Origin of the sequence: Flavobacterium kayseriense (assembly GCF_014305095.1) — a bacterium.
In the GTDB taxonomy this organism is placed as follows: Bacteria; Bacteroidota; Bacteroidia; order Flavobacteriales; family Flavobacteriaceae; genus Flavobacterium; species Flavobacterium kayseriense.
Map to the genome: position 1 here is coordinate 53,680 of NZ_JACRUI010000004.1, position 13,555 is coordinate 67,234.

The 13,555-nt window shown below is 36.8% G+C and carries 12 protein-coding genes; 8 read left to right on the forward strand and 4 right to left on the reverse strand.

Annotated elements, in window-relative coordinates; genetic code table 11:
• Nucleotides 1-19: 19 nt before the first annotated feature.
• Together omp85 and H8R22_RS11605 are read left to right on the forward strand one after the other, a co-directional pair.
• Complete coding sequence (gene omp85, locus H8R22_RS11600; RefSeq protein ID WP_187010554.1) at nucleotides 20-1,423, forward strand: Omp85 family outer membrane protein; 1,404 nt, start codon at nucleotides 20-22, stop codon at nucleotides 1,421-1,423.
• A gap of 282 nt (nucleotides 1,424-1,705) precedes the next feature.
• Nucleotides 1,706-3,334: a long-chain fatty acid--CoA ligase gene (locus H8R22_RS11605; protein ID WP_187010555.1), complete on the forward strand. Its 1,629-nt coding sequence runs from the start codon at nucleotides 1,706-1,708 to the stop codon at nucleotides 3,332-3,334.
• 207 nt (nucleotides 3,335-3,541) lie between these two features.
• On the opposite strand, the gene H8R22_RS11610 is transcribed toward H8R22_RS11605, so the two are convergent.
• Nucleotides 3,542-4,387, reverse strand: coding sequence for an alpha/beta hydrolase family protein (locus tag H8R22_RS11610; RefSeq protein WP_187010556.1), 846 nt, complete (start codon nucleotides 4,385-4,387; stop codon nucleotides 3,542-3,544).
• Nucleotides 4,388-4,598: 211 nt separating this feature from the next.
• Here H8R22_RS11610 and H8R22_RS11615 point away from each other — a divergent pair, with 211 nt between their 5' ends.
• The 3 genes from H8R22_RS11615 to H8R22_RS11625 all read left to right on the forward strand — a co-directional run bounded on the left by H8R22_RS11615 (nucleotide 4,599) and on the right by H8R22_RS11625 (nucleotide 7,401).
• On the forward strand, nucleotides 4,599-5,615 hold the full coding sequence (locus tag H8R22_RS11615) for a proline iminopeptidase-family hydrolase (protein ID WP_187010557.1): 1,017 nt from the start codon (nucleotides 4,599-4,601) through the stop codon (nucleotides 5,613-5,615).
• Between the two features lie 133 nt (nucleotides 5,616-5,748).
• The gene (locus H8R22_RS11620; RefSeq protein WP_187010558.1) at nucleotides 5,749-6,720 is read left to right on the forward strand and encodes a YeiH family protein; all 972 of its coding nucleotides are present in this window, start codon (nucleotides 5,749-5,751) and stop codon (nucleotides 6,718-6,720) included.
• A 168-nt stretch (nucleotides 6,721-6,888) separates the two neighbouring features.
• Nucleotides 6,889-7,401, forward strand: a complete 513-nt coding sequence (locus H8R22_RS11625; RefSeq protein ID WP_187010559.1) for a GNAT family N-acetyltransferase — start codon at nucleotides 6,889-6,891, stop codon at nucleotides 7,399-7,401.
• A 6-nt stretch (nucleotides 7,402-7,407) separates the two neighbouring features.
• On the opposite strand, the gene H8R22_RS11630 is transcribed toward H8R22_RS11625, so the two are convergent.
• The 3 genes from H8R22_RS11630 to H8R22_RS11640 all read right to left on the reverse strand — a co-directional run bounded on the left by H8R22_RS11630 (nucleotide 7,408) and on the right by H8R22_RS11640 (nucleotide 9,484).
• A complete protein-coding gene (locus H8R22_RS11630) occupies nucleotides 7,408-7,791 on the reverse strand; it encodes a DUF3037 domain-containing protein (RefSeq protein WP_187010560.1) in 384 nt (127 codons plus the stop codon).
• Nucleotides 7,769-8,563, reverse strand: coding sequence for a HipA family kinase (locus H8R22_RS11635; protein WP_187010561.1), 795 nt, complete (start codon nucleotides 8,561-8,563; stop codon nucleotides 7,769-7,771). The genes H8R22_RS11630 and H8R22_RS11635 overlap by 23 nt, the downstream gene beginning before the upstream one ends.
• Nucleotides 8,564-8,626: 63 nt before the next feature.
• Nucleotides 8,627-9,484, reverse strand: coding sequence for an NAD(P)H-hydrate dehydratase (locus H8R22_RS11640; protein ID WP_187010562.1), 858 nt, complete (start codon nucleotides 9,482-9,484; stop codon nucleotides 8,627-8,629).
• Between the two features lie 228 nt (nucleotides 9,485-9,712).
• Here H8R22_RS11640 and H8R22_RS11645 point away from each other — a divergent pair, with 228 nt between their 5' ends.
• From H8R22_RS11645 to H8R22_RS11655, 3 genes are all read left to right on the forward strand, one after another.
• Nucleotides 9,713-11,245 carry a S10 family peptidase gene (locus H8R22_RS11645; RefSeq protein ID WP_187010563.1) on the forward strand — a complete coding sequence of 511 codons (1,533 nt, stop codon included), beginning with the start codon at nucleotides 9,713-9,715 and terminating at the stop codon, nucleotides 11,243-11,245.
• Nucleotides 11,246-11,567: 322 nt separating this feature from the next.
• On the forward strand, nucleotides 11,568-12,650 hold the full coding sequence (gcvT, locus tag H8R22_RS11650) for a glycine cleavage system aminomethyltransferase GcvT (RefSeq protein WP_187010564.1): 1,083 nt from the start codon (nucleotides 11,568-11,570) through the stop codon (nucleotides 12,648-12,650).
• 134 nt (nucleotides 12,651-12,784) lie between these two features.
• A complete protein-coding gene (locus tag H8R22_RS11655; RefSeq protein WP_187010565.1) occupies nucleotides 12,785-13,498 on the forward strand; it encodes a YebC/PmpR family DNA-binding transcriptional regulator in 714 nt (237 codons plus the stop codon).
• Nucleotides 13,499-13,555: the final 57 nt, after the last annotated feature.

A 13,555-nucleotide genomic window follows, 5' to 3' on the forward strand; every position in this document is an offset into this window, starting at 1 on the left:
AATTTAAAAATATAGAATAATGAAATACTTTGTAACTATTGGTCTCGTCTTAATGATAACGTTTAGTACGAGGGCACAGGAAAATAATGCACCTGAAAAAGACAGCCTCTCTTTTATTAAATCAAAGAGAATGTCCGATGACGATTTAGCTAAAAAAAAAGAAGGAACTTTTATAACAGGAATTCCAGATTTTTCTTCAGATCCAGTTACTGGTTTTGGATTTGGACTTAGAGGCAATGCTTTTTATAATGGCGAAAGAACGAATCCTTTATTCGCTTACACTCCCTATTTAGCTAAATTAAAGGCGAATATGGCTTACTATACTTCAAACGCAAGAGAACTCGTTCTATCTTTAGATATTCCTTACTATAAAGGAACGCGTTGGAGATTCAAAATTGATTTCAAAGCACAACAAAATCCATCAAATCTGTATTTTGGACTTACAGAGTCGACCCTAAATCAACTAAGCCTACCATCAGACCCTAATACATCTTTTAGCACTTATGATGAATTTGATCGCGCTCGAAAAACGACTCGTGCTGGAGAACCTGGAGAGGGAGCAATAGTTACTGATGCACTCTCCAACCGATTTAGAGAAACAGAATACATGCTGAATTTAAAAGCTGATTATGCCATAGGAAACGGAAGATGGAGAGTAATGAGTGGTTACGAAATTCAGAATCTAAAATACAAAACCTTTGAAGGAGAAGAGGCTGACGCTATAGACCCTATTTCTGGTGAAGAAACCACAGCAGCAAATGGATTTTCATTGTTGCAAAGAGATTTTGAACAAGAAGAAATTTCAGGTTTAGATGGCGGATGGATTTCTATTTTTCAAACTGCTTTGATCTACGACACTAGAGATTTTGAACCCGACCCAACAAAAGGATATTATTTTGAAATCGCAAATGAGTACTCTAGTAAATATATAGGTTCACAATACAATTTTAATAAATTATTTGTGCAAGGTAGAGCTTATCAGAAATTACCTTTTGGTAAAAGAACCGTTCTCGCCGGCCGATTAGGAATTGGTAATATATTTGGATCGAATGCTCCGTTTTTTGAATTTCAAGATCAATGGAGCCCTGATGGAAGTATTAACTCCTTAGGAGGAAGACAGTCGCTGCGCGGATATAGAGCCAATAGATTCTTAGCTCGCTCGCTATGGTTTACAAATATCGAGTTGAGGATTAGACTAGCTGAAGCAAGACTAGGTAAACAACGTTTTACTTTTGGAGTTGCTCCTTTTTTTGATGCTGGAACAGTTAGAGACCGTTGGCAGAATTTAAACTTAAAAAACATTAAAACATCATATGGAAGCGGCTTAAGAATAGGATGGAATCAATCAACAATACTATCTTTTGATTACGGTGTTTCTACCGAAGACCAATTGTTTTTCTTCGGAATAGGACAAATATTTTAATCATTTATTTCTTTAATTACCAATCCGGTTTGTGCTAGCTAATCGGATTTTTTTGTTTCTCTAACCACAGCTTACTATCCATTATTTCACTTGATCTTTGCTTCTAGCAAAGATAGTTATCATAAAATAGAGATTAAATTTCCATACAATTTTAGCAGCAAATTGTGAAAGGAGAGTTTCAAGTTTATTATAAAAATCACTAAATTAGCACAAAGTAACTTTTTTTTTCTGCTGCAGTGCAAACGATAATACGCTTACACCTAATCTTCTAATATATATAGTATGAATAGCTTAATGATGAATTACCCACTTACTACGACTACTATTCTTGAATATGGGAACAGTGTTTATCCTAACAAAAAAATAATTACTTACCTACCTGATGGAAATCGTCACGAATACCAATTCAGTGATATGTACAAGCAGTGCAAAAAGCTAGCTAATGCCCTAACCAAAAAATTAGGAATTAAAGCAGGAGATATAGTAGGTACATTTGCTTGGAATCATGCTGCTCATGTTGAACTGTATTATGGTATAGCAGGAATTGGCGCCGTTTGTCATCCTATAAACATTCGATTATCAAGCCAACAAACAGAATACATCATTAATAATTCAGAAGACCGAGTTGTATTTATTGATGCTACCTTAGTTCCTTTAATGGAAAAAATCGCACCACTACTAGAAACAGTAGAATGTTACATTCTGCTTAATGCTTCTATAGATTTTAAAACAACATTACAAAACACTATTCGTTATGAGGACTTACTTTTAGATCAATCAGAAGATTATGAATGGCCACTCTTAAATGAAAATGAAGCTTGCGGTATGTGTTACACGAGCGGAACAACCGGTCTACCAAAAGGAGTTTTATACTCCCATCGTTCCACTTATTTGCACGCTTCTAACATCATATCTCCCAATGCAGGTAATTTTAGCAACGAGGACAAACTACTCTTAATTGTACCTCAATTTCACGTTATGGCCTGGGGATTCCCCTATTTATGCTTGTTATCAGGGTCAGATATGGTTCTGCCGTCATCAAATTTACAGCCAGAAGCCATCATCAATATTTTGCAAGAAGAGAAAATCACTAAAGCTAATGGCGTACCTACAATTTGGTTAGGAGTTTACCACGCAATGAAACAAAATCCTCCAAAAGAAAAATTAGCACTTACAGAATATTTGGTAGGAGGTTCAGCACTACCTAAAAGTCTAATTCAAGGATTTGACAAGGATTTTGGAATAAAAGGAGTGCAAGCTTGGGGAATGACTGAAACTTCTCCACTAGGAACTGTATCACGATTGCAACCACAGCATTATGACTTACCCGAAGAGGAGCAACTAAATATTCGTGCCAAACAAGGAATCGCTTTCCCTGGTGTTGAAATCCGAATTATGACAGATGAGGGCACTTTAGCGCCTTCAGATGGCAAAACTATGGGCGAATTGCAAATTAGAGGTGCTTGGGTAATTAATTCCTATTTCAAAACTAATAATCATGAAAGTTTTACTGCTGATGGTTGGTTTAAAACCGGCGACGTAAGTACAATTGATTCAGATGGTTACATGGAGATAAAAGACCGAACCAAAGATCTTATAAAAAGTGGCGGCGAATGGATTTCAAGTGTCGCCTTGGAGTCGGCTTTAATGGCGCATCCCAACATACGAGAAGCAGCAGTAATTGCCATTCCTGATGAAAAATGGGTCGAAAAACCATTGGCTTCCATCGTATTAGCCAATAAAGAGCAAACGACTACAGATACCGAATTAATGGAGTTTCTCGATAGAGAATTTGTAAAATACCAAATCCCAAAAGATTATGTCTATTTAGATGAAATCCCTAAAACAAGTGTAGGTAAATTTGACAAGAAAGAAATCCGCCGACTTTTTTCGGAAGGAAAACTAAAATAAACTTTAACTATGTTCTACCACATATATAGCTTTTTATTAATGTGTCTGCGGTAGAACTATTTTTTACTAAAGTTTGGGCGTATCCCTACTTCCACTCCGTTGCAGTAAGGCCGGGCTATTCGCTCTATCTTTTATTGCATTCCATTCCATAAAAGGATGCCGCTACTATCCCTTACGCAAGAAAATAGGACAACATAGAAAAGCATTTTAGACCAAGAAAAACGTCTTTGTCTCACTAACTAATTCGTGCGTGTGTAGTGGTAATTCTTTTTCGACATAAGGATGTGAAGCACCAAAAACATGATTCGCACCCTCGATAACATGCTGTTTAGCTTTGGTAAAATGCTTTTTTAATAAATTAAATTCATCCATTTTTACTGCTTGGTCATCGGTTCCTTGAATAATCAAATACGGAATGAGTAGTTTTTTACTAGCTATAGCCAAACTGTATTTTTCTTCATTGCTTTCTAAATCATCTAAAACAGCAATATCCAAAGGCATCATTTGGTTCGTTCTCGCATTTTTAATGTACTGAACACCATCGGCCCTCCATTTACTTCTAAATTTTGAATTCCACGAGCGGTGAAAATCAAACGGACTTGCCCAAGTACAAACCTTCTTAATTTTAGTTTTATACTGCGAACAATACAGCAATGCAGAAACACCGCCTTTACTATGCCCAATGATAAATATTGTATCGGTATCAATATTTGGAACTATCGTTGGCAATTTGCTAACCACAAACTCCTCGACACTTTTTATATCTTCCATTTCTTTTCCCAAAGTATTCACTGCAAATTTGTCTAATTGATCAAAATCAATTGAATCTTCCAATCCCAAGCCATTATGTGAAAAGTTAAACTTCAAGAAAGCAAAACCATTGTCTACGAAATAGTCGGCAACCATTTTCCAACATCCCCAATCTTTAAAACCTTTAAATCCATGACAAAAAATAATTATTCCTTTCTGCTCTTTTGACTCGGCATAGCTCAAGTCTATTGCCATTTTTTGCTGTGAAGCTCCTTCAATTACAAGTGATTTATTTAGGATCATGATTTTTCTATTTGGAATTCCATTATATACACGAACAAATATAAGAACTAAAAATAAATGTACTAGGATAAGTATAAATTCTAATCGCTATTCCATAGTAATGATTTGATTTACATTTAATTAAACGAATTAAATAATAGTTTAATGTACCATTAAAAACTAGTCCGTTTTCGTTATCTTAGTTTTTTCATAACCAACCAAAAAAACTAAAATGCGTTATCTTTCCTTACTACTCGTTTTTCTGATACTAACATCCTGCAAAGAAAAATCAAATTCAAATGAGATCTTTGTTTCTAACTATTTCAACTATGGCGATTCATTAGAAACGGCAGGTGTTAAAATGATCCCGATCCAAACGCCCGTTGGTGAATTTAAGGTTTGGACGAAACGCTTTGGCACAAATCCAAAAATTAAAATCTTATTGCTTCACGGTGGTCCCGCAATGACCCACGAGTATATGGAGTGTTTTGAAACTTTTTTTCAAAGAGAAGGATTCGAGTTTTACGAATACGATCAACTAGGCTCTTACTATAGCGATCAACCAAAAGACAGTTCGTTATGGACCGTTGACCGATTTGTAGAAGAGGTGGAGCAAGTTCGTAAAGCAATTGGCGCCGATAGCTCTAACTTTTATGTGATAGGAAATTCATGGGGAGGAATTCTAGGAATGGAGTATGCTTTGAAATACCAAAAAAACTTAAAAGGATTAATCGTAAGCAACATGATGGCTAGCGGTACAGAATATGGAGCCTATGCAAACGATGTGCTAGCTAAACAGATGAAACCCGAGGTACTTGCTGAGATTAGAGCGCTAGAAGCAAAAAAGGATTTCGCTAATCCTCGCTATATGGAATTGTTAATACCCAATTTTTACAAAGAATACCTATGCAGATTAGAAGAATGGCCTGATGCGGTAAATCGTTCTTTCAAACATACAAATAACGAGGTTTATACCCTTATGCAAGGTCCGAGCGAGTTTGGGATAGGTGGTCGTCTTGCTAATTGGGATGTCAAAAACAGATTAAAAGAAATTGCAGTTCCTACGCTAATGGTAGGTGCTAAATATGACACCATGGATCCAAAAGCGATGGAAGAGCAGAGTAAATTAGTGGAAAATGGCAGTTACTTGTACTGCCCTAATGGGAGCCACTTAGCGATGTGGGACGATCAAAAAGTATTTATGAGAGGCGTAATTCAATTTATAAAAGGTGTTGATCTAGGGAAATAAAATTAACACTGATACGATTCAATATCTGATCTAGTATAACTTTTAGTTATACTAGATCGCAAAATACAATTTCCTTTTGTAGCAAATAAAGTAGTTCTTTGCATTGTTTTAAAACAGATCATTATTTTAAGCAATGCCAACTAAAGAACAAGAACCAAATAGAAAGAAAATACTAGACAAAAGCATAACTACCAGAGAGCTTATCTTTTTAGTAGCATTTGTACTTTGTTTATCTCCTTTTATAACTCCTCCTATCGCATTGCTGATGGGATTAATAATCGCTCAGTTTATAGGTCACCCTTACTTGCATCTCAATCACAAGGCTACCCATTTACTCTTGCAAATATCGGTAGTTGGTTTAGGCTTTGGTATGAACGTAGAGAGTGCTTTAAAAGCGGGACAAAATGGTCTTATATTCACGATTATATCGATCATTGTTACCTTAACAGCAGGTTATTTTTTGGGTAAAGCGCTAAAAATTGACAAAAAAACATCCTATTTAATTGGCGCGGGAACTGCTATATGTGGAGGTAGTGCGATAGCTGCCATTTCACCGGTTATTAAAGCCGAAGAAAAACAAATATCTATTGCACTTGGAACTATTTTTATACTTAATTCGATTGCATTACTACTATTTCCATTTATTGGACATTACCTCAACTTATCACAAACACAATTCGGAATGTGGTGTGCTATTGCTATTCATGACACTAGCTCAGTTGTAGGTGCTGCTAGTAAGTACGGACCGCAGGCTCTTGAAATAGCAACAACCGTTAAATTAGCGAGAGCATTGTGGATTATACCTATCGCTTTCTTGTCGACTTTTATTTTCAAAAGTAAAGGCACAAAGGTCAAGATTCCATATTTTATTGGTCTATTTGTTTTGGCCATGATTGCTAATACCTACCTACCCTTTGTACAGGAAATCAGCTCCTATCTTACTTCTATTGCAAAATCAGGTTTAACATTGACTCTTTTTCTTATCGGATGCGGTCTATCAAAAGAAGTGCTTTCAGCTGTTGGGTACAAGCCTTTAGCGCAAGGTATCGCACTTTGGATTCTGATTTCTAGCATGGCATTATGGGCGGTAATCCGTTTGTTCTAAGCTCAATAGCCTTTTAAAAAAGAGCCTCAAACTGATACTACAAAAAAACAATAACTTAATTCATTTTAGATTCTTCCATAGTAGGTATTTAGTAAAAGTTACTACTCCATAATCCCTTGTTTTTCTATCTTTGCGTAATAAATAAAAAGCCGACCTAATATCACACAAATGATTACAAAAGCTACTCTACAAGATATTCCTGCATTACTTTCACTAATCAATGGCGCTTACCGTGGCGAATCCTCTAAAGCAGGATGGACAACTGAGGCAGAATTACTAGGAGGCCAAAGAACTGACGGAGGGGAATTAACTCAAATTCTGTTAGACCCTAAAAATACGTTGTTAAAATATACTGAAGCTGACCAAATTTTAGGCTGTGTTTTATTAACAGCCGAGGAGAAGCAATTGTATCTGGGAATGCTGAGCGTAGCGCCTCAACTACAAAATAGTGGTATTGGTGCCAAACTTTTGGCGCAAGCTGACCTTCACGCAAAACAATTAAACTTGCCTAAAATAGTGATGACTGTAATATCAATCCGATCAGAATTAATAGCATATTATATTCGTAAAGGCTACGTAGATACGGGCCTTAAAGCACCTTTTCCAAAAAGTCATTTACATTCTGTGTTAGGGAGCGAAACATTAGATTTTGTGGTACTAGAGAAAGCAATTGCTTTATAGACTAAACTATAAGACCATTTCTTCATGTAGCCGGCTGATGGTACGCTCTAAGTCATCACAAAGTCCCGGATGAGGCCGTGATGTTTGAATTGCAGAACTTCTCAATGCTGTTAACCAGCGAAAACGAGAAGGAATATCGAACTGAGCAATAGGACCACCTTCTTTAGCACCATGAGCAATTTTTTGAAAAGAATCTAAATTCCGTTGCAACTGCTCACACTCAAAATCAGGAGAAAATAGAGCTAATTTTGCTTCATTAACTGTATAAATCATCTTTATAAACTTGGCTTTTTTACAAAAAAGTACAATTCCTACATTTAGGAATTCTTCACGTTCTACCCTTGGCACAACCCGAATTACGGCATACTCATATAAGTGCTTCTCTTGCATTTTGTGCTTCGTTTATGAAAATTTCAGAATGGTTCAATCTAGTCACTAAAAATTGATAGTAGACTTCCCTAATGGCTTCGGGAGATTCATCGGTATCCTGCCATTGCAACCAATCTAAGGGAATTAATTGTACAATAGCTTGTAGGGTAGATGGCGTTAAAATAGTTTTAAACATGTCATCAGCCTCTTTGATCATACTCGCTTGCGGTAGCAAAACGTGATCTTTTATTAACTTAAACGGACTTTTAGCATGTTGTTCCCAATTGGTCCAAGAATGGTGAAAATAGAAACTTGCTCCATGATCAATTAACCACAACTCTTTGTGCCATAGCAGCATATTTGTATTTCTAAACGTTCTGTCAACATTAGTTATATAAGCATCCAGCCATACTATTTGAGACGCCATTTTAGCATCAACTACGGTCACGACAGGATCAAAATTAATTGCTCCTGACAAAAAATGTAATGCTAAATTTAATCCCTGGCTTCCTTGTAGAAGATCTTGTATTTCTTCATCGGCTTCCGTACGACCAAAGGCTTCGTCAAGATTTGCAAACACTAATTCTGGAATAGCCAGCTTTAAAACGCGCGCTATTTCCCCTCCTAAAAGTTCGGCAATCAAAGCTTTTACGCCATGTCCTGCTCCTTTAAACTTGAGTACATATTTATAATCATCGTCGGCTTCCGCCAAAGCGGGTAAGGAACCACCCTCGCGCAATGGGGTGATGTACCGTGTTACATTTACGGTGCGAAGATCCAGGTTAGTTGTCATAATTGAAATTTACTGAGGTACAAATTTACAAATAACAATGCTCACAATAATTAATATAACTAGTTAATTATTTGTGTCGTTTTCTAAAGTTAAAAATGCTCTCCCTATATTCGAAATAATGTCTGAAGCAATAAAAGACTGCGTTCCAGTTTCAGTAATGGCGATATCGGCAGTTAGTCCGTGGAGGTAGACTCCCAAAATAGCAGCATTGACTGCTTCATATCCTTGTGCTAACAAACTTGTAGTCATTCCGGTTAATACATCGCCGCTTCCTGCGGTTGCTAAAGCGGCATTTCCTGTCGTATTTTTGTAAACAGTTTCTCCATCGATAATATGAGTCGGTGCTCCTTTCATTACGACCACTAAATTATATTGTTTTGAGAAAGCAATAGTTTTTTCGAATTGCTCCTCTTCAGATTCCCAAGGACCAATGAGCCGCTCTAACTCTTTAGGATGGGGCGTTACGATTGTTTTTGAGGGCAGTAAATGCAGCCATTCTTTATTCCGTGAAACACAATTTAAGGCATCGGCATCAAGAACTAGAGGTATTATGTTAGAGACTAGAAAATCATGTAGCGCTTTTTGTGTTTCTTGCTCCTGCCCTATACCGGGTCCAATACCTATGGCTTGCGGTTTGATTTGAAACTTAACATTAGACAGATGCCTTTGGGCAACATCAGTAATAACCATTACCTCTGGAATTGCAATTTGAAGGATGTCATATCCACATTCAGGCACAAATGCAGTTACAAGTCCGCAACCCGTTTTAATTGCTGCTTTTGACGCTAAAACAGCAGCGCCCATTTTCCCATAGCTACCGGCGATTAGTAAAGCATGACCTTGAGTGCCTTTGTGAGCAAAAGCACTAACGATCTGATAGCGATCTTGGATTTCTTTTTTAGTTATAGGTATAAAATACATTTGCTGAAATTTATATAAAAATACGCTTTTAAACGAATTACCATCTCTTTAAGCCAATTAATCTGGTTACTTTTAAAATTTATTTCTTTGCTGTTAATTACCTTTAAAATCAATTTTGTTGTGAAATCAATAAAAAAGACCTCCTAGATGTTTACTATTATCTCAAAAAATCATACTTTAGTAATCTAAAATTAACGGTAAAACCAATTCCAATAAACTATCTCCTTTATGAAAAAAACACTCTATTTATTCGTAGCTATTGCTAGCTTTATGAGCACCATAGCACAACCAAAAACAGACTCTACCGATAAGAGTGCTGCGAAAAACGAAAAACCTTCAGAGAGTAATCTAGTTTTCAATCCTGATAAAAGTGTCATAACAGAACATGTTACCACCATTAAAGGACAAAAAGTACCTTACAAAGCCACTACCGGAACTATGCCTGTTTGGGATGAAGACGGAAAAGCGATCGCTGGCTTGTTCTACACGTATTATGAACGTACAGATGTGAAAAATAATGAATCACGTCCGTTAGTTATTTCTTTTAACGGAGGTCCTGGATCTGCATCAGTATGGATGCACATAGCGTATACCGGTCCTACTCTATTAAAGATTGATGATGAAGGATATCCTGTACAGCCTTACGGAATAAAAGAAAACCCATATTCTATTCTTGATGTTGCTGATATAGTTTACGTAAATCCTGTTAATACAGGCTATTCTCGTGCTATAAGTAAGGATACGCCCAAAGCAACATTTTTTGGTGTTAACGCTGACGTAAAATACTTAGCAAGTTGGATTGGTAGCTTTGTAACAAGAACAAATCGTTGGGCCTCTCCTAAGTATCTTATAGGAGAAAGCTACGGAACTACTCGAGTATCTGGGTTGGCTCTAGAGCTTCAAGAAAAACAATGGATGTACTTGAATGGTGTAATATTAGTTTCTCCAACTACTTTGGGAATTAATCGTGGAGTAGCTACGGATGGTGCTTTGAAATTACCTTATTTTGCTGCTACTGCTTGGTACCACAAAATGCTTCCTGCCGACTTACAAAGCAAAGATTTAAATGATATGTTACCCGAAGTAGAGGAATTTACCATGAACGAACTTTTGCCTGCCATGAGCAAAGGAGGCGCGCTTGAGGAAGGGAAAAGAAAAGAAATTGCAGCAAAGATGGCACGCTACTCAGGTATGTCAGAAAAGGTGATTTTACAAAATAACCTTGATGTGCCTACTGGATATTTCTGGAAAGAATTATTGAGAGACCAAGGATTTACCGTAGGTAGACTTGACTCTAGATACAAAGGTATTGACAAAAAAGATGCGGGTGACCGTGTCGATTTTAATGCCGAATTAACGTCGTGGTTGCATTCGTTTACCCCTGCAATAAACATGTACTTGCGTAACGATTTGAAATACAAAACCGACTTTACCTATAATATGTTTGGTCCTGTACGCCCTTGGGATAACTCTAATGATAATACTGGAGAAAACTTGCGTCAGGCGATGGCTCAAAACCCGTATTTGCATTTACTGGTGCAATCTGGATATTATGATGGTGCTTGCGATTATTTTAATGCTAAGTACAATATGTGGCAAATGGATCCTAGCGGAAAATTGAAAGATAAAATGTCTTGGAAAGGATACCGCAGCGGACACATGATGTACCTCAGAAAACAAGATCTTGAAACCGCTAATGAAGATATTAGAGATTTTATAAAAGCATCGATACCTAAAGCAGGACAAGCTGCTAAGTACTAAGCATATTAGTCAAATAATTATGAAAAACGACAAGTCTAAATTTATGGATTTGTCGTTTTTTTTATTAAAATTAGGATCCAGAGACGCATTTTCCTAGCCCTGATGGAAATGAAAAGCCCGGAATAATGGAATTTAGTTTTTATTAGGACCACAAAGCGACTAAAAGAAGCTTAGTGGTACTTTATAAAAACAAATTACAGGGTGAGGACTTGCAATGTACAGCAGGAAAAGGCTTCAAAATATATGGATTAATCATAAATTATGGGCTAAATATGATAATTTTTAAATAAATTAGCCACTTCAAATTTTATACCGAAACACAATGAAAAATACTGCGCTTACGCACATACACGAAGGTTTGGGAGCTAAAATGCTTCCGTTTGCGGGATACAACATGCCCATTACTTATGAAGGAATTAATGCCGAACACGAAACGGTTCGTACTGCTGTAGGGGTTTTTGATGTGTCACACATGGGAGAGTTTTTACTTTCTGGACCAAATGCATTGGCTTTGATTCAAAAAGTAACTTCGAATGATGCCTCAGTTTTGACTGTGGGGAAAGCACAATATTCTTGTTTGCCAAACAATGATGGCGGAATTGTAGATGATTTGATCATTTATAAAATGAAAGAAGAGCAATATTTACTAGTTGTAAATGCGTCGAATATTGACAAAGATTGGGATTGGATTTCGGCACAAAATGATTTGGGTGTCGAGATGAAAAACCTATCTGATGATTACTCTTTATTAGCAATTCAAGGACCAAAAGCCGTTGAAGCAATGCAATCCTTGTCATCGATTGACTTGAGCGCGATTCCGTATTACCACTTTGAAGTAGCTGATTTTGCTGGTTTCGAACATGTAATTGTTTCTGCTACAGGGTATACTGGATCAGGAGGATTTGAAATTTATTGTAAAAATGACCAAGTAGAAACGATTTGGAATAAGGTTTTTGAGGCTGGAGCCGCTTTTGGAATCAAACCTGTAGGTCTTGCAGCTCGTGATACGTTGCGTCTTGAAATGGGTTTTTGCCTTTACGGGAATGACATCAACGATACTACCTCGCCACTAGAAGCAGGATTAGGTTGGATTACTAAATTCACAAAAGAATTTACCAACTCTGAAAATTTGAAAAAGCAGAAAGAAGCTGGTATTACCAGAAAACTAGTTGCTTTTGAAATGCAGGAACGCGCGGTGCCAAGACACGATTACGAAATCGTAGATGCAAGCGGAGCTGTTATCGGGATTGTTACTTCGGGAACGATGTCACCTTCTATGAATAAAGGAATTGGTTTAGGCTATGTTACTGTAGCAAATGCTGCTGTGGATGGAGACATTTACATTCGTATTCGTAAAAACGACGTACCTGCAAAAGTGGTAAAATTGCCGTTTTACAAGAAGTAAAAGTACTAGTTGTGCATGCGACGTTTTATTTTTTTTGAATTAAAATGAAAAGCGTTATTTTTGCAGACTTAAAAATACAAAACATTGATTTCTCTTCGTGAAAGTTGAAAATTCAATTCAAAAAATAATCAGAAATGGGTAGAGCATTTGAATTTAGAAAAGGTAGAAAAATGAAACGTTGGTCAGCAATGGCCAAAACATTTACTAGAATAGGTAAGGATATTGTAATGGCGGTTAAGGAAGGTGGTCCAAATCCAGATGCCAACTCTAGATTAAGAGCTGTAATACAAAATGCTAAGGCTGCCAATATGCCTAAGGACAATGTAGAGCGCGCTATTAAAAATGCCAGCAATAAAGATACTGCCAACTACAAAGAAGCTTTGTTTGAAGGCTACGCTCCACACGGAATTGCACTTTTGATCGAAACGGCTACTGATAATAACAACAGAACGGTTGCTAATGTTAGAAGTTACTTTAACAAATGCAACGGCACAATGGGAACACAAGGATCGGTTGAATTCATGTTCGACCATACTTGTAATTTCAGAATTCCTGCTGAAGGCCTTGATGCTGAAGAATTAGAATTAGAATTGATCGATTTTGGTGCTGAAGAAGTTTTTGAGGACGAGGATGGAATCTTAATCTACGCTCCTTTTACAAGCTTTGGAACGATCCAAAAAGAATTAGAAAGCAGAAGTATCGAAATTCTTTCGTCTGGCTTTGAGAGAATTCCGCAAATCACTAAAAAAGTGACAGAAGCCGAAATGGCCGACGTAGAAAAGTTGATTGAAAAACTAGAAGAAGATGACGATGTGATGAATGTATATCACACCATGGAAGAAGCATAATACTTGGTCCTAATTAAATATCAAACTCTAGCTTAGGCTAGAGTTTTTTTGTTTCAG

Excerpts from the sequence above, each read along its gene's own strand:
- omp85 (WP_187010554.1), top strand. The coding sequence starts at position 20 with ATGAAATACTTTGTAACTATTGGTCTCGTCTTAATGATAACGTTTAGT.
- H8R22_RS11605 (WP_187010555.1), top strand. The coding sequence starts at position 1,706 with ATGAATAGCTTAATGATGAATTACCCACTTACTACGACTACTATTCTT.
- H8R22_RS11610 (WP_187010556.1), bottom strand. The coding sequence starts at position 4,387 with ATGATCCTAAATAAATCACTTGTAATTGAAGGAGCTTCACAGCAAAAA.
- H8R22_RS11615 (WP_187010557.1), top strand. The coding sequence starts at position 4,599 with ATGCGTTATCTTTCCTTACTACTCGTTTTTCTGATACTAACATCCTGC.
- H8R22_RS11620 (WP_187010558.1), top strand. The coding sequence starts at position 5,749 with ATGCCAACTAAAGAACAAGAACCAAATAGAAAGAAAATACTAGACAAA.
- H8R22_RS11625 (WP_187010559.1), top strand. The coding sequence starts at position 6,889 with ATGATTACAAAAGCTACTCTACAAGATATTCCTGCATTACTTTCACTA.
- H8R22_RS11630 (WP_187010560.1), bottom strand. The coding sequence starts at position 7,791 with ATGCAAGAGAAGCACTTATATGAGTATGCCGTAATTCGGGTTGTGCCA.
- H8R22_RS11635 (WP_187010561.1), bottom strand. The coding sequence starts at position 8,563 with ATGACAACTAACCTGGATCTTCGCACCGTAAATGTAACACGGTACATC.
- H8R22_RS11640 (WP_187010562.1), bottom strand. The coding sequence starts at position 9,484 with ATGTATTTTATACCTATAACTAAAAAAGAAATCCAAGATCGCTATCAG.
- H8R22_RS11645 (WP_187010563.1), top strand. The coding sequence starts at position 9,713 with ATGAAAAAAACACTCTATTTATTCGTAGCTATTGCTAGCTTTATGAGC.
- gcvT (WP_187010564.1), top strand. The coding sequence starts at position 11,568 with ATGAAAAATACTGCGCTTACGCACATACACGAAGGTTTGGGAGCTAAA.
- H8R22_RS11655 (WP_187010565.1), top strand. The coding sequence starts at position 12,785 with ATGGGTAGAGCATTTGAATTTAGAAAAGGTAGAAAAATGAAACGTTGG.